Raw genomic sequence first — 15,068 nt, forward strand, 5'->3', positions numbered from 1 at the left:
CCTTTGGTCGCCCGGGCACGGGGAGGCCCCTCGGCGAGAGAGAATAAGTTCTATATGTTCTAATAACATATTGTTATAACGATTCGTCACTTCTCATTCAGAAACCACAGGTTAATCTTGTTTCATCGCCTTAACAAACACAGGGATAGCACCATGAGCAAAATTTTTGAGGACAACAGCCAGACCATAGGCAATACCCCGCTTGTTCGTCTCAACCGTGTTACCAAGGGCCGCGTGCTGGCCAAGATCGAGAGCCGCAACCCCAGCTTCAGCGTCAAATGCCGTATCGGTTCAAACCTCATCTGGGATGCCGAGAAACGCGGCGTGCTGACCAAGGGCAAGGAGATCATCGAGCCTACCAGTGGCAACACGGGCATTGCCCTGGCGTTCGTAGCCGCAGCCCGTGGCTATCCCATCACCCTGACCATGCCGGCCACCATGAGCCTGGAGCGCCGCAAGCTGCTCAAGGCCCTGGGTGCCAATCTGGTGCTGACCGAAGGCCCCCTCGGCATGAAAGGCGCCATCGCCAAGGCCAACGAGATCCTCGAATCCGAGCCCGGCAAATACGTGCTGCTGCAGCAGTTTGAAAACCCGGCCAACCCGGAAATCCACGAGAAGACCACAGGCCCCGAGATCTGGGAGGCCACCGATGGTGATATCGATGTCTTCGTGGCTGGCGTCGGCACCGGCGGCACCATCACCGGGGTCTCCCGCTACATCAAACAGACCAAGGGCAAGGCCATCGTCTCCGTGGCGGTCGAACCCAGCGAGTCCCCCGTCATCAGCCAGAAGCTGGCAGGGGAAGAGATCAAACCGGGTCCGCACAAGATCCAGGGCATCGGTGCCGGCTTCATCCCTGGCAACCTGGACTTGAGCCTGCTGGACCGGGTCGAGCAGGTGAGCAGCGACGAGGCCATCGAGATGGCCCGCCGTCTGATGGAAGAGGAAGGGATCCTGGCCGGGATCAGCTCCGGCGCCGCCGTGGTTGCCGCCAACCGTCTGGCCGAGCAGCCGGAGTTCGAGGGCAAGACCATCGTCGTCATCCTGCCGAGCGCCGCCGAGCGTTACCTCTCCAGCGCCCTCTTCGCCGGCGTGTTCAGCGAGCAAGAGCTGCAACAGTAGTTGATCTGCTTACATCAAAACGACGGCGCTCCTCGGAGCGCCGTTTTCATTATGCGCTAAACTCAATAGCCATCAGCGTCAGTCGGCCCCTTATTTTTTGGGGTAAAATAACAAACTCCGTCATGACAAAAAAAGCAGACATTCTGTGATAAATCTCATATCCTGTGCGGCGTCACGAGGTGTTTACCGGCTAGGTATCACAAGGTAACAAAGTGTTATTTTTCGTTATAAATTAATTTCAGGCCAGTCCTGACGCGGCTTGTAGCGCGATAACGAAAAAAGACCTGGCCAAAACGCCGAATACTGCACAGAAAATTGACCTGGATTAAACCATTGCAGGTCTGATTTCGTTACTTTACAACATATCCATACTGACACGGTGAGACAGGAAGCCTCATTAGCGACCATCTCTCCACACAATATCAATAATATGGGGTGAAACCATGTACGAGAAGTCTGTTGTTATTACTGCTGAAAACGGCCTGCACACCCGTCCTGCAGCTCAGTTCGTGAAAGAAGCCAAAGAATTCCAAAGCGAGATCACTGTGGTCTCCGGTGGCAAATCCGCCAGCGCCAAGAGCCTGTTCAAACTGCAGACCCTGGGTCTGACCAAAGGCACCAACGTGACCATCCAGGCCGACGGCCCGGACGCTCAGAAAGCCGTTGAGAAGCTGGTTGCCCTGATGGACGAGCTGGAGTAATCCAGCTTTATTCCTCCCCCACAGTCGTTTTAATAGGAAGGATTATGATATCTGGCATTCTTGCGTCCCCCGGTATCGCATTCGGCAAGGCGCTTCTTCTGAAAGAAGATGAAATCGTTATCAATCAGGGCAAGATTTCTGCCGACCAGATTGATGCCGAGATCAACCGCTTCCTCGAAGCCCGCACCAAGTCAGCCGCCCAGCTGGAAGCCATCAAAGAGATGGCCGGTCGCACCTTCGGTGAAGAAAAAGAGGCCATCTTCGAAGGCCACATCATGCTGCTCGAAGATGAAGAGCTGGAAGGGGATATCAGATCCTTCATCAAGGACAACAAGGCATCCGCCGACAAAGCCATCTTCGAGGTGATCGAACAGTACGCCAAGATGATGGCCGAGCTGGATGACCCTTACTTGCGCGAGCGCGCCACCGACTTCCGCGACATCGGTACCCGTCTGGTCAAGAACGTACTGGGCATCGCCGTTGTCAACCTGAGCACCATCGACGAAGAGGTCATCCTGGTCGCCAAAGACCTGACCCCGTCCGAAACGGCCCAGATCAACCTGAAATACGTGCTGGGCTTCGTCACCGACATCGGTGGCCGCACCTCCCACACCTCCATCATGGCCCGCTCCCTGGAGCTGCCGGCCGTCGTGGGCACCAACGACATCACCGAGCGCGTCAAGAACGGCGACATGCTGGTACTGGATGCGATCAACAACCAGGTCATCATCAACCCGACCGCCGATCAACTGAACGAAGCCAAGAAGTTCCAGGCCCAGTTCCAGGCCGAGAAGGACGAGCTGGCCAAGCTGAAAGACCTGCCTGCCATCACCCTGGATGGTCATCAGGTCGAAGTGTGCGCCAACATTGGTACCGTCAAGGATACCGAGGGTGCCATCCGCAATGGCGCCGAAGGCGTGGGTCTGTACCGCACCGAGTTCCTGTTCATGGACCGTGACGCGCTGCCGACCGAAGACGAGCAGTTCAAGGCCTACAAAGAAGTGGCAGAGGCCATGCCGGATCAGCCGATCATCGTCCGCACCATGGACATCGGCGGCGACAAAGAACTGCCCTACATGAATTTCCCGAAAGAGATGAACCCCTTCCTGGGCTGGCGTGCCGTGCGTATCTTCTTCGATCGCGCCGACATCATGAACGCCCAGCTGCGGGCCATCCTGCGCGCCTCCGCCTTCGGCAAGCTGCGCATCATGTTCCCGATGATCATCTCCGTCGAAGAGTTCCGCAGCCTCAAGGCCACCGTGGAGACGCTGAAAGCCGAACTGCGTGCCGAAGGCAAAGCCTTTGATGAATCCATCGAAGTCGGTATCATGATCGAGACCCCGGCCGCGGCCGTCATGGCTCATCATCTTGCCAAGGAAGTGGATTTCTTCAGTATCGGTACCAACGACCTGACCCAGTACACCCTGGCCGTCGACCGTGGTAACGAGATGATTTCCGCCATGTACAACCCGCTGTCACCCTCCGTCCTGACCCTGATCAAGATGGTGATCGACGCTTCCCATGACAATGGCAAGTGGACCGGTATGTGCGGTGAACTGGCTGGTGACGAACGTGCCACCCTGCTGCTGCTGGGTATGGGTCTGGATGAGTTCTCCATGAGCGCCATCTCTGTACCGCGTATCAAGAAGCTTATCCGCAACACCAACTTCGAAGATGTGAAGGCAATGGCAGACCAGGCCCTGAGCTATGCGACCGCCGCCGAAATCGAAGCCTGTGTAGATAACTTTATTAAGCAGAAGGCAGTCTGCTAAGATCGGCTGCAAACAGCGACAATCATCTCTAGGAGCTTTTACTATGGGTCTGTTTGATAAACTGAAGAAACTGGTTTCCGACGACAGTTCTGATACCGGCGGCATCGAAATTTTTGCCCCGCTGTCCGGCGAAATCGTGCCCATCGAAGATGTGCCTGACGTTGTCTTCGCCGAGAAGATCGTCGGTGACGGCATCGCCATCAAGCCGGCCGGCAACAAGATGGTTGCTCCGTGCGACGGTACCATCGGCAAGATCTTCGAGACCAACCACGCGTTTTCTCTGGAATCCGACTCTGGTATCGAGCTGTTCGTTCACTTTGGTATCGACACCGTCGAACTGAAAGGCGAAGGCTTCACCCGTATCGCTCAGGAAGGTCAACAGGTCAAGCGCGGTGATACCATCATCGAGTTCGATCTGGCCGTGCTGGAAGCGAAAGCGAAGTCCACCCTGACTCCTGTGGTCATCTCCAACATGGACGAGATCAAAGAGCTGGTGAAGATGACTGGTGCCGTGACCGTGGGCGAAACCCCGGTGATCCGCATCAAGAAATGATGCCCCTGGCCTGGTGCCAGTGATCGCAAAAAACCGAAGCCTGGTGCTTCGGTTTTTTTATGCCTGACTGTCGTAAACCCCGGCGTTGGATAAGGGATACGGCCCCTCATACAGGCCCTATGCCGGTGGGAAAGGGATCCTCATTCATCCCCCCATTGAAAAAGCCAGTCCGGAATCCCGGACTGGCTTTTTAGGATCTTGAGCCTGACAGACCCAGGCTCAGGGCAACACCACCCGGCTTTCGCCGCCGCCGAGGGCCTCCACCCTTATCTGCACACCGATCCGCTCCACCAGGGTCTGCACGTGGGAGATGACCCCGATCTGGCGGCCGGCCGCCTGCAGGGAGTCCAGGCTTGAGAGCGCCAGATCCAGGCTGTCGGGATCCAGGGTGCCGAAGCCCTCGTCGATAAAGAGCGATTCGACCTGGGTCTGGCGCGACGACAGACTGGAGAGGGCCAGCGCCAGCGCCAGCGACACCAGGAAGCTCTCGCCGCCGGAGAGGGAGTCCACCGAGCGCACCTCGTCCCCCATGTCGAGATCCACCACCTGCAGTGCCAGATCGGTGCCGGGCACCCGCTCCAGCCGATAGCGGGGGGAGAGCTCGGCAAGCTGGGCGTTGGCCTCCAGCAGCAACCGCTCCAGGGTCAGGCTTTGGGCGAAGGTTCGCAGCTTGGCACCGCTGGCCGAGCCGATGAGATCGGAGAGTCGCTGCCAGTGATCCGCCACCGCCTGCTGGGCGGCTAGCTCCTCCTGCAAAGTACCCGCCTTGAGGGCAGCCGCCTCTGCCTGGGCCAGCGTGCTCTTGCACTGGAACAGCTGCTCGTCGAGGGCGCGGCAGTGCGCCTCCAGCGCCGTCAGTCGGCTGTCGAGCTCCTCTGGCGCCAACGCGGCCAGCTCGGGGTGATGCTCGCGATAACGATCCCGCTTGCTCTCCTCCAGCGCCAGCGCCCGCTGCCGCTCGGTCAAACGGGTACTCGCCTCGGCGCGGGCATCCTCCAGCGCTTGCAAGGCGGCGCGCCGCGCCTTGAGCTCATCCGGGCTCATGGCCAGCAGGCGGCGCAGGTCATATTCGGCAATGCCGAGGCTGCTGGCGTGGGCAGCCCAGCGCCCCAGCACCTCCCGCCGCCGCCGGCTGCTCACCTGCTTCTCCTGCTCCAGATGGTTGAGACGGGCCTTGAGCTCGGTCTGGCGCTCGCGCAGGGCGCGGGCCGCCCCCTGCATAGCCTCCAGTTCGCTCGCCAGTTGCTGCAGCCGCTGCTGCCAGCGGCTCTCGACCAGGGCAATCTCCTCGCCCCCCAGGCAAGTGGCGCGGCTGGTGACCAGCCCCTGCCGTTGCTGCTCATGCTCCTTGTAGTCGCGCTCGAGCTTGTGCAGCAGCTCGCGCTGGGTCTGCAGGCGCGCCTCCTGGGCACTCAGGGCCGGGGTGAGGCTGGCAATCTCGCCGGCCAGTCGCTCCCACTCGCTCTGGCCGTGCAGCCAGGCCTCGCAGGCCCGCTGCCACTCGAGCCACTGCTGGCTGCCCAGCCACTGGCGCCAGGGCTGGCCCCCCATCTGCTCGTCGAGCCGATTGCCCCCCTGCTCGAGGCGCTGGCGCAGGGTCGTCTCCTGCTCGCCCATCGCCTTCACCTCCCCCTCCAGAGCGATGCGCTGGCGGTCGGCCTCCTGCCACTGCTGCTCGAACTGCTGGTGCTGGCTGGCCAGCTGGCTCAGCTGCTGGCGCACGGCCTGCAACTGCTGCTGGCCCTGCTGGGCCTCGCGCAGTTGCTGCTGGCTACGGGCCAGCCCCTGCTCCAGGCTCTGGCCACGGCCCAGCAGGGTATTCATCAACTCGTTCCACTCAATTGGGCTCTGACCTAGCGGCAACGGATGACCGAGCAGGGTATCGCCCCCGAGCTGCTGCCAGCGCTGGGTCAGCTGCTCGGCGCGAGTTTCCAGCTCAGGCAGATGTTGCTGGCGCACCGCCAGCTGGCGTCCCAGCTCCTGGCGCTCGCTCTCGCACTGAATATATTGGTGATTGAGCCGCTCCCACTCGAGCTCGAGGCCGCGGACGCGCTCCGCCAGCTGCCCCAGAATGCCCGCCACCTGCGGCTGGCTCTGGCGATAGGGGTGCTCCTCGGCGCCGCACAGCGGGCAGGGTTCACCGTCGCGCAGGATGTGGCGATGCTGCTCGAAGCTGGCAATGGCACGGGACTGCTCCAGCGCGTGGCGTGCCTCGTCCCGTTGCAGGGCGAGCCGCTCACGGGCCGGCGCCAGCTCGTCGCCGAGGATGGCCAGCTTGCCGAGCGCCTGCTCCAGCTGGGCGATCTCCTGCTGCAGGCGACCATGCTGCTCGCCGTGATTACGGCCATAGTCCGCCAGCTCCAGCAGCTGACGCAGCTGGCCCAGCTGTTCGGTGTGCTGCTGCCACTGCTCCTGCGCCCTGGCCAGGCGTCCCTCCCACTGCTGCTCCTGCAGCTCGTGCTGCTGTTGCTGCAACCGGGTCTGCTCGCGCTGCCAGTAGTCGCGCTCCTGCTGCCCCTGCTCCAGCTGGTGCTGCAACTGCCTGAGGGCGCGCAGCTTGTGCTCGCGCAGGGTGAGCAGCTGTTGCAGTTTGTCGGCATCCTCGGCCCAATCCTGCATGGCGATGAGCAGGGGTTGCCATTGGCGGGCCACCGGCGCCAGCGCCTTGTGCTCTTCAAGCCATGCCCCCCACTGCTGGTGCCGGGCCTTGAGCTGTTCCACCTGCTGGCGCTGCTGGTGCCAGCCCTGCTCCAGGGTGAACTGCACCTCTCGCTCCTGCTTCCCCTCCTGCTGGATCTTCTGCAGTTGCTGCTGTTTTTCCCGAATGCGGGTATCGAGCTCCTGCGCCCGCTTGAGCTCGGGCTGCAGGGCGCCCCACTCACGCTCGGCGGCGATCTTCTCCGCCAGCAGCTGCTGCTCGGTGAGGGCGCCCTGCTGGGTCTGCTCTTCCAGCTTGCCAAGCTCGGGACCAAGCTCGGCCAGCAGTTTCTCCTGCTGCTGCACCTCCAGGGTGAGGCGAGCCAGCTCGTCGTGATCGGCGCGAGCCACCTGGGCCTGTTCGGCGCGGGCGAACTCCTCGCGCTCCGGGGCGGCCGCACCGTGGGCCGCCTCGGCCGTGGCCAAGGCCGCCTCCCCCTCCTCACAGGCCTGCTGCTGGGCGGCGATGCGGCTGTTGAGGTCGCGCAAGTCCTGCATCAGCTGCTGCTGTTGCTGCTCGTGCTTGAGGCTGGTGGCGAGGCTGACCTGCTGGCTCACCCACTGCTCGCGGGTCGCCTCGTCCATCAGTGTCACATCGCCGAGCCGCTGGCTGATGGAGGCCAGTTTCTGCAGCTCCTCCCGCGCCCGTTCATGGGTTTGAATGGAAATGGCGGAGTAGAGCTCGGTGCCGGTCATCCGTTCGAGCAGGGCCGAACGCTCGTCGGCGCTCGATTTGAGGAAGGCGGCAAACTCCCCCTGCGGCAGGATGACGGCGCGGCGGAACTGCTCCCAGGAGAGCCCCACCAGCTCGTCGATACGCTCCTGCAGCTCCCGCTTGCTGCCACTGAACACCTGACCCGACGCCACGTCGGTCAGGCTGCGCTCCTGGGCCTGAAAGCGCCCCTCGGCGCGGTTGCGGGCCCGGCGCACCGCCCAGCGGGCCAGCCAGACCCGGCCGTCGCAGCCGCGAAACTGCACCTCGGCAAAACCGCTGGCGTGGCCGCGGCTGAGGATGCCGCGCACGTCGTTGGCCTTGAGCTTCTCCTCGTCATCCATGCGGCCCACTTCGGCCACGTTCTTGCGATTGGCGATAAAGCGCGGCATCTCGTCATAGAGCGCCAGACAGATGGCATCGAGCAGGGTGCTCTTGCCGGCCCCCGTGTTGCCGGTGATGGCAAACAGGCCGGCGGCCCCCAGGGCGCCACCGGCAAAATCGATGGTAAAGGGGCCGGTCAGGCTGGCCAGATTCTCCCCTGACAGCGACAAGATTTTCATGAGTTGCACTCCTTCATCCGTGCCGCTTTCTGTGCTGGCAGGTTGGCGCTGCCCAGATTCTCATCGGATGGGGTCAAGATTTTCATGCATTGGCCTCCTTCACCTGCTCCAGGATCTCTTCAAACGACGCCACCAGCTCGGCCTCCGGCTCTCCGTCAAACTGACGCTGATAGCAAAGGCGGAACACTTCTGTGGGGGAGAGTTCATCGAGCCGGCGCTGGCCGACGCCGTCCGCCAGCCCCTGCCCCGAGCCCTGATAACTGGTCGTGATGCGGGCCAGGCGCACCGGCTTGTCGCCGATGGCGGCCAGCACGCGCTCGCGGATGCGGGCCTCGGGTTTGGGCAGCAGCAGCCGCACCTCGAGGAAGGGCTGGGCCTGCTGCGGGCAATCGGGCAGCGCCAGCGCCTCGATGGCCTGGAGCGCCTCGTCGAGGCCGCTCTGGGGCAGCCGGATCATCTGTACCGCGCGGGGCACCGGGATCCGCTCCAGCCTAGCTGGCTTGCCCCCCTCAAACGTCACCTCCAGCACCTGATGGTTGTAGTTCGCCTCGGCCAGCGAGAGCGGCAGCGGTGAGCCGCTGTAGTGCACTCCCTCGGCCGGGCTCTGGGCCAGGTGCAGGTGACCCAGCGCCGTGTAATCGGCGGCGGCAAACAGCTCGGCGGGCAGGGCGTGCTGGTTGCCGCCGAGCACCCGCCGCTCGGAGAGCTCGGAGAGCTGGCCCGCCGCCAGATAGGCGTGACCCATGGCGATGAGGGCCTGATCCGGCTTGCAGCGCGCCCGCCCCTCCGTCAGCACCGCCTCATAGACCTGGCGTACCCCTTCGATGAGCCTGTCCTGCCCCTCGCTCAGCCCTTCCGGACGCAGATCGCTGCTGCGCAGAAACGGCACGGCAGCGCACCAGGCGGCCACCTCGCCGTTTTTGCCTCGCAGCGGCACCAGCAGACGCTCGGTCTCGAGGCGCCCCTCGTCGTCCCGGCTGATGCTGCCCACCAGATGCAGGTCGAAGGCGCGCAGCAGCTCGTGGGGGGCATCCAGCTTGGAGGGGGAGTCGTGGTTGCCGCCGATCAGCACCATCTCCAGTGCCGGGTGCTCGGCGCGCAGACGTGCCAGGAAGCGGTAGAGCTGCTGCCAGGCGCTGGCGGGGGGGTTGGCGGTGTCGAACAGATCGCCCGCCACCAGCAGGGCGTCGATGTCACGGCTCTTGATGGTGTCGGCCAGCCAGTCGAGGAAGGCGTCGTGTTCGAAGCGGCGGTCGTGGCCATGGAGTTGGTGGCCAAGGTGCCAGTCGGCTGTGTGCAGGATCTTCATGAAAAAGCGGCTCGAAATGAAAGAGGGGGGGCAGCTGCGCCGCCCGATACAGACAAGATGAGGATATGCCCCTCGCTTTTCAAGCAAAAGGGAGGTGACCGCCAGAGTCAGACGGGCTGGTAGTGCATCTCGTACTGGAGGTGTTGGGTCAGGGGATCCGCCACTTCCTCCCCGATCAGAAAGCCGTGACGGCGATAGAAGCGCACCGCCGGCTCGTTTTCCACGAAGACCCGTGTATGGAGCGCCCGCCCCCGGGACTTGGCCTGCTGCAGCAGGGCGTGTCCCACTCCGCGCCCCTGCCTGTCGGGGCGCACGAAGAGGGCGGCGAGGTAGTCATCCACCAGCGCCATGAAGCCGAGCAGATCGCCGCGCTCCTCGAACACCCAGATGCGGGCGTGATCGAGATAGCGGGTTCTCAGCTCCTCCTGAGCCTGCCACCAGCAGGAAGCGTCGACGAAATCGTGGGCCTGCAAGGATGCCAGCAGCCAGATCTCGACGATCTCTTCCATGTCTTCCGGCCGGCTCTGTCTCAACATAGTCGCATCCTTGTTAACAATTCGAACACTCGCAGTCTAGGGGAGTTCGGCAGGGAGACGGGCGGTCAACGTGAGGCCATGTGAAGTCGATCGCCCTTTATTTAGCGAGAATGATTGGCTGATCACAAAGCGCCTCTCTAGTACAATGCCCGCCGGACAATCTAGAGACCGAGGACGCCATGTGGTTTAAAAACCTGCAGATTTATCGCTTTACCCGCCCCTTTGACCTGACCGTCGAGCAGCTGGAAACCCAGCTGGAGGCCTGTGCCTTCACCCCCTGCGGCAGCCAGGACATCTCCCGGTTCGGGTGGGTCAAGCCCCTTGGCAAATTCGGCTCCACCCTGACCCACAGCGCCTCCGGCCACATCCTCGTCTGCGCCCGCAAGGAGGAGAAGATGCTGCCCGGCACCGTGGTCAAGGAGATGCTGGCGGAGAAGGTAGAGGCGATCGAGTTCGAGCAGGGGCGCGCCCTCAAGAAGAAAGAGAAGGAAGCGCTGAAAGAGGAGATCATGCACACCCTGCTGCCGCGCGCCTTCAGCCGTACCAGCCAGACCTTCGCCTGGATCAATCCGGCCGACAACCTGATGGTGGTGGATGCGGGCTCCGCCAAGAAGGCGGACGATCTGCTGGCGCTCTTGCGCAAGTCCATCGGCTCCCTGCCGGTGGTGCCGGTGGCCCTGAAGAACCCGCCCGAGATCACCATGACCGAATGGCTCAACGAGGGCAACCTGCCCGCCGCCTTCACCCTGGAGGACGAGGCCGAGCTGCGCAGCGCCATGGAGCACGGTGGCATCATCCGCTGCAAGCAGCAGGATCTGATGAGCGAGGAGATCAAGAATCACCTGGCCAACGACAAGCTGGTGACCAAGCTGGCCCTCAACTGGGGCGAGACCCTGAGCTTCGTGCTGGGGGACGATCTCTCCATCAAGCGCCTGAAGTTCAGCGAAGAGCTGCGCGAGCAGAACGACGACGTCACCAGCGAGGATCCCGCCGCCCGTCTGGACGCCGACTTCGCCCTGGTCACCGCCGAACTCTCCCAGTTCATCCCGGCCCTGTTTGCCGCCCTGGGTGGGGAAGAGCAGTCCATCTAGTCCGCCGGCTGGCGACAGAAATCATCGTAAAAAAACCGCCGGATGGCGGTTTTTTTTATGCCCCGGCTCAGAGTGCCCCCCGCTCCTGCAACAGCCGGTGCAGGCGCTCGGCCAGGGTGCGATACCCCGGCGCATTGAGGTGCACGGCGTCGGACTTGAGCTCGGGGCGTCGCAGCAGGTCGCCGATGCTGTCGTTGTCCAGCACCAGGCCGTACTGCTCCGCCAGCTCCTCGTAGAGGGGAGCGCCCTCGGCAAACAGGGATTTTCGGGGCACACCCACCAGCACCAGCTGGGCGCCGCTGCCCTGCACCTCCTCTATCATGGCGGCGAGGTTGGCCTTGAGGGCCGCCTCCCCGCTACCGCGCAAGATATCGTTGCCCCCCTCCAGCAGGATGACCAGGGCGGGCCTGTGCTCCGCCAGCAACCCCGGCAGGCGGGCCCTGCCGGCCTGGCTCAGCTCCCCCGACACCCCGCCATTGATGACGGGATGACCGGTCAGACTCGCCAGCACGCCGGGGTAGCTCTGGGCCGTGCTCGCGCCTCGCCCTTCGGTCAGGCTGTCCCCGAAGGCCAGTATGGTCTCCCCCGTCCCCAGGGGCCTGAGCGCCGGCTCCCCGCAGGCGGCCAGCAGCAGACAGAGCAGCACCAGGATGCCGCCCCTTCCTTCCAGCGTTTCGAGTCTCATGGTGTGCTTCCTGACAGATTTGTAACCATATGAGTATTAAAGACAATCTTTTCATCAGGCTCCAAGTGTGACACATTCCGACAAGTGAACAAGAAACCGACAAGGAGTTTGTCATGTCCCTCAAACCTCTCGGCCTGCTGGTCGCCCTCGGCCTGCTCGCCGGCTGCGCCCCCCAGAATGGCTTCCACTATGTGCCCCCACCCCAGACCCTGACCGCCCCCGAAGCGGCCAGCGGCTGGACTGACAAGCCAGGCTGGCAGGGTCGCCACTTCATGGTGGCCGCGGCCAATCCGCTGGCGGTGGACGCGGGCTACCAGATCGTCAAGGCGGGGGGCAGCGCCGTGGATGCGGCCATCGCCGTCCAGCTGGTGCTGACCCTGGTGGAGCCGCAATCCTCCGGTATCGGTGGCGGCTCCCTCATGCTGGTGTGGGACGGCAAGCGGGTGGCCGCGGTGGATGGCCGGGAGACGGCGCCTCTGGCTGCCACGGATCAGCTGTTCATGCAGGATGGCAAGCCCATGGCCTTCTACGATGGCGTGGTGGGGGGCCGCTCGGTTGGCGCCCCCGGCACGGTGCGCGCCCTGGCCCTGGCCCACGAGCGGTATGGCAAGCTGCCCTGGGCTAGCTTGTTCGAACCCGCCATCACCCTCGCAGAGCAAGGGTTTGTGATAAGCCCCCGCCTCGCCACCCTGCTCGCCAAGGAACCCTATCTCGCCAAGGACCCGGAGGCCCGCGCCTACTTCTACCAGGCGGACGGCACGCCCAAGACGGCGGGTACCAAGCAAACCAACCCGGCCCTGGCCAGGGTGCTGCGCACCCTGGCAAGCCAGGGGCCGGACGCCTTCTATCGCGGGCCGCTGGCGGATGCCATGGTGGCCAAGGTGCGCAGCCACCCCACCAACCCGGGGGTGCTGGCGGCGGCCGATCTCGCCAGCTACCGCGCCAAGCTGCGGGACGGGCTCTGCTTTGACTATCGCCAGAGCGAGGTGTGCGGCTTCCCGACCCCTTCCTCCGGCACCCTGGCCCTCGGCCAGATCTTCGGCATGCTGGAGAGCCGCGACATGGCGGCGCTCAAGCCCGTACAGGGGCCGGACGGCAGGCTCGCCGCCTCCAGCGACGCCATCCACCTCTACAGCGAGGCGGCGCGCCTCGCCTTCGCGGATCGCAACCAGTACGTGGCCGACGGCGACGTCGTCTCCGTGCCGGTGCAGGGCATGCTGGACAAGGGTTATCTGGCCGAGCGGGGTCGCCTCATCGGCAACCGCTCCATGGGGGTCGCCAAGCCAGGTACCCCGCCCCAGGCGCTGGCCATGGGCCGTGACGCCACCCCGGAACTCCCCTCCACCAGCCACATCTCCATCGTAGATGGCAGCGGCATGGCGGTCTCCATGACCAGCTCCATCGAGGATGGCTTCGGCTCGCGACTGATGGTCAACGGCTACCTGCTGAACAACCAGCTCACCGACTTCTCCTTCACCTCGGTGGACGCGGCCGGCCTGCCGGTGGCCAACCGGGTCGAGCCCGGCAAGCGCCCTCGCTCCTCCATGTCCCCCCTGCTGGTGTTTGACAAGCAGAGCGGCGAGCTCGAGATGAGCCTGGGTTCCCCGGGGGGCTCCGCCATCATCAACTATGTGGGCAAGGCGCTGCTCGGTACCCAGGACTGGGGACTGACTTTGCAGCAGGCCATCGACCTGCCGAACTTTGGCAGCCGCAACGGCCCCACCGAGCTGGAGCAGGGGCGCACGCCCGACGCCGTGGTCCAGGGGCTGAAAGCCAGGGGACACGAGATCCTGCTCAATGAGCAGACCTCGGGGCTGCAGGGGGTGCAGCGCAATGCCGGCGGCTGGCTGGGGGCCGCGGATCCGAGACGCGAGGGGGTGGCCAGGGGCGACTAGCCCCTGTTGACTCGCCCTTTGCCGGCAAGGCCAGCTGCCCTTGTTCGGGCAAGGCTACCGGCAAGCGAGAGCCCAGCGCTTTCACCACGCCCAAAAAACCAAGGCCACCTCAGGGTGGCCTTGTCGTTTCTTGCTGCACGCTCCCGGTCACACCCCGAGGCGATCGCGCAGGGTATACCAGGCGGCCCCGGCGGCGGTGAAGGGGATGCGGAACAACCGGCCACCCGGGAAGGGGTAGTGAGGCAGCTTCGCAAAGGCATCGAAACGCTCCGCCTGGCCGCTCAGCACCTCGGAGAGCAGCTTGCCCGCCAGATGGGTACAGGTGACGCCGTGGCCGCTGTAACCCTGCATGTAGTAGATGTTGTGGCCGATGCGGCCAAACTGCGGCAGGCGCGACAGGGTCAGCAGGAAGTTGCCGGTCCAGGTGTACTCCACCTTGACGTCGGCGAGCTGGGGGAAGGTCTTCAGCATCTTGGGGATGATCAGCCGCTCGATGTCGGCAGGATCCCGCGCGCCATAGACCACGCCACCACCGTAGAGCAGGCGGTGATCCCCTGTGGTGCGGTAGTAGTCCAGCAGGTAGTTGCAATCCTCCACGCAGTAGTTTTGCGGCAACAGCGAGCGGGCCCGCTCCTCCCCCAGCACCTCGGTGGCGATCACCTGGGTGCCGCAGGGCATGCTCTTGCCGGCAAGCTCGGGCACCAGGTTGCCGAGGTAGGCGTTGCCGGCCACCACCACGTAGCGCGCCTTGACCGCGCCCTTGGCGGTCTTCACCAGCGGGCTCTGGCCCGGTGTAATGCTGGTCACGGCGGATTGCTCGAAGATGAGTCCCCCCTGCATGCGAATCGCCTCCGCCTCCCCCAGCGCCAGGTTCAGGGGGTGGATGTGGCCGCCGCTCTTGTCGAGCAGGGCGCCGACGTAGCGATCGCTCGCCACCACCTCGCGCACCCCGTCGGCATCGAGCAGCTCCAGCTTGTCGTTGCCCCACTTCTGCCAGCGCTCCTGCTGCGCCTTGAGCTCGTGCAGCTGCTTCTCGGTCTCGGCGGCAAACACGCCCCCCTCCTGCAGATCGCACTGGATGTTGTAGCGCTTGATGCGATCGCGAATGATCTGGCCCCCTTCAAACAACATGGAACCGAGCAGCCTGGCCTGTTCCGGCGGGCAGTTCGCTTCTATGGTGTCGATGTCGCGGCTGTAGGAGTTGACGATCTGGCCGCCGTTGCGGCCGCTGGCGCCAAAGCCGATGCGAGCCGCCTCCAGTACCACCACCTTGTAGCCCTTCTCCACCAGGTGAAGGGCGCTGGAGAGGCCGGTGTAACCCGCCCCGATGACGCAGACGTCGCACTCAAGCTGCTCGGTGAGCATGGGATAGGGGGCGTGCTGGTTGGCACTGGCTGCGTAGTAACTCTTTACATGTTCGGTCATGATCCCT

At 63.8% G+C, this 15,068-nt stretch carries 11 protein-coding genes; 6 read left to right on the top strand and 5 right to left on the bottom strand.

The genetic code is table 11. The features are described 5' to 3' along the window. Positions 1-153: 153 nt before the first annotated feature. The 4 genes from cysK (at position 154) to crr (ending at position 4,148) form a co-directional block, all read left to right on the top strand. Positions 154-1,122 (top strand): cysteine synthase A, encoded by a 969-nt coding sequence (gene cysK / locus I6L45_RS00395; RefSeq protein ID WP_043759000.1) that lies wholly within the window; start codon positions 154-156, stop codon positions 1,120-1,122. Positions 1,123-1,565: 443 nt separating this feature from the next. Then, entirely contained in the window at positions 1,566-1,823 is a 258-nt protein-coding gene (locus I6L45_RS00400) for an HPr family phosphocarrier protein (protein WP_005303128.1), read from the top strand. 44 nt (positions 1,824-1,867) lie between these two features. Continuing rightward, positions 1,868-3,595 carry a phosphoenolpyruvate-protein phosphotransferase PtsI gene (gene ptsI, locus I6L45_RS00405; protein WP_043758998.1) on the top strand — a complete coding sequence of 576 codons (1,728 nt, stop codon included), beginning with the start codon at positions 1,868-1,870 and terminating at the stop codon, positions 3,593-3,595. Between the two features lie 43 nt (positions 3,596-3,638). Next, entirely contained in the window at positions 3,639-4,148 is a 510-nt protein-coding gene (gene crr / locus I6L45_RS00410) for a PTS glucose transporter subunit IIA (RefSeq protein WP_010673569.1), read from the top strand. Between the two features lie 219 nt (positions 4,149-4,367). Here crr and I6L45_RS00415 read toward each other — a convergent pair whose 3' ends face one another. From I6L45_RS00415 to I6L45_RS00425, 3 genes are all read right to left on the bottom strand, one after another. Beyond that, positions 4,368-8,120: an AAA family ATPase gene (locus I6L45_RS00415; protein WP_216983131.1), complete on the bottom strand. Its 3,753-nt coding sequence runs from the start codon at positions 8,118-8,120 to the stop codon at positions 4,368-4,370. An 82-nt stretch (positions 8,121-8,202) separates the two neighbouring features. After that, a complete protein-coding gene (locus I6L45_RS00420) occupies positions 8,203-9,429 on the bottom strand; it encodes an exonuclease SbcCD subunit D C-terminal domain-containing protein (RefSeq protein WP_216983132.1) in 1,227 nt (408 codons plus the stop codon). A gap of 107 nt (positions 9,430-9,536) precedes the next feature. Continuing rightward, the gene (locus tag I6L45_RS00425; RefSeq protein ID WP_134695839.1) at positions 9,537-9,965 is read right to left on the bottom strand and encodes a GNAT family N-acetyltransferase; all 429 of its coding nucleotides are present in this window, start codon (positions 9,963-9,965) and stop codon (positions 9,537-9,539) included. Between the two features lie 179 nt (positions 9,966-10,144). Between I6L45_RS00425 and rdgC the strand changes: the two genes are divergently transcribed. After that, positions 10,145-11,056 carry a recombination-associated protein RdgC gene (rdgC, locus tag I6L45_RS00430; RefSeq protein WP_216983133.1) on the top strand — a complete coding sequence of 304 codons (912 nt, stop codon included), beginning with the start codon at positions 10,145-10,147 and terminating at the stop codon, positions 11,054-11,056. 67 nt (positions 11,057-11,123) lie between these two features. On the opposite strand, the gene I6L45_RS00435 is transcribed toward rdgC, so the two are convergent. Beyond that, entirely contained in the window at positions 11,124-11,741 is a 618-nt protein-coding gene (locus tag I6L45_RS00435) for a GDSL-type esterase/lipase family protein (protein WP_216983134.1), read from the bottom strand. Between the two features lie 113 nt (positions 11,742-11,854). Between I6L45_RS00435 and I6L45_RS00440 the strand changes: the two genes are divergently transcribed. Continuing rightward, positions 11,855-13,636 carry a gamma-glutamyltransferase family protein gene (locus I6L45_RS00440; protein WP_216983135.1) on the top strand — a complete coding sequence of 594 codons (1,782 nt, stop codon included), beginning with the start codon at positions 11,855-11,857 and terminating at the stop codon, positions 13,634-13,636. 147 nt (positions 13,637-13,783) lie between these two features. On the opposite strand, the gene I6L45_RS00445 is transcribed toward I6L45_RS00440, so the two are convergent. Beyond that, positions 13,784-15,061: an FAD-binding oxidoreductase gene (locus I6L45_RS00445; RefSeq protein WP_043758989.1), complete on the bottom strand. Its 1,278-nt coding sequence runs from the start codon at positions 15,059-15,061 to the stop codon at positions 13,784-13,786. Positions 15,062-15,068: the final 7 nt, after the last annotated feature.

The sequence above is a fragment of the Aeromonas sp. FDAARGOS 1415 genome (assembly GCF_019048365.1).
In the GTDB taxonomy this organism is placed as follows: domain Bacteria; phylum Pseudomonadota; class Gammaproteobacteria; order Enterobacterales; family Aeromonadaceae; genus Aeromonas; species Aeromonas taiwanensis.

Coding starts and splice junctions, on each gene's coding strand:
- cysK (WP_043759000.1), top strand. CDS start 154: ATGAGCAAAATTTTTGAGGACAACAGCCAGACCATAGGCAATACCCCG.
- I6L45_RS00400 (WP_005303128.1), top strand. CDS start 1,566: ATGTACGAGAAGTCTGTTGTTATTACTGCTGAAAACGGCCTGCACACC.
- ptsI (WP_043758998.1), top strand. CDS start 1,868: ATGATATCTGGCATTCTTGCGTCCCCCGGTATCGCATTCGGCAAGGCG.
- crr (WP_010673569.1), top strand. CDS start 3,639: ATGGGTCTGTTTGATAAACTGAAGAAACTGGTTTCCGACGACAGTTCT.
- I6L45_RS00415 (WP_216983131.1), bottom strand. CDS start 8,120: ATGAAAATCTTGTCGCTGTCAGGGGAGAATCTGGCCAGCCTGACCGGC.
- I6L45_RS00420 (WP_216983132.1), bottom strand. CDS start 9,429: ATGAAGATCCTGCACACAGCCGACTGGCACCTTGGCCACCAACTCCAT.
- I6L45_RS00425 (WP_134695839.1), bottom strand. CDS start 9,965: ATGTTGAGACAGAGCCGGCCGGAAGACATGGAAGAGATCGTCGAGATC.
- rdgC (WP_216983133.1), top strand. CDS start 10,145: ATGTGGTTTAAAAACCTGCAGATTTATCGCTTTACCCGCCCCTTTGAC.
- I6L45_RS00435 (WP_216983134.1), bottom strand. CDS start 11,741: ATGAGACTCGAAACGCTGGAAGGAAGGGGCGGCATCCTGGTGCTGCTC.
- I6L45_RS00440 (WP_216983135.1), top strand. CDS start 11,855: ATGTCCCTCAAACCTCTCGGCCTGCTGGTCGCCCTCGGCCTGCTCGCC.
- I6L45_RS00445 (WP_043758989.1), bottom strand. CDS start 15,061: ATGACCGAACATGTAAAGAGTTACTACGCAGCCAGTGCCAACCAGCAC.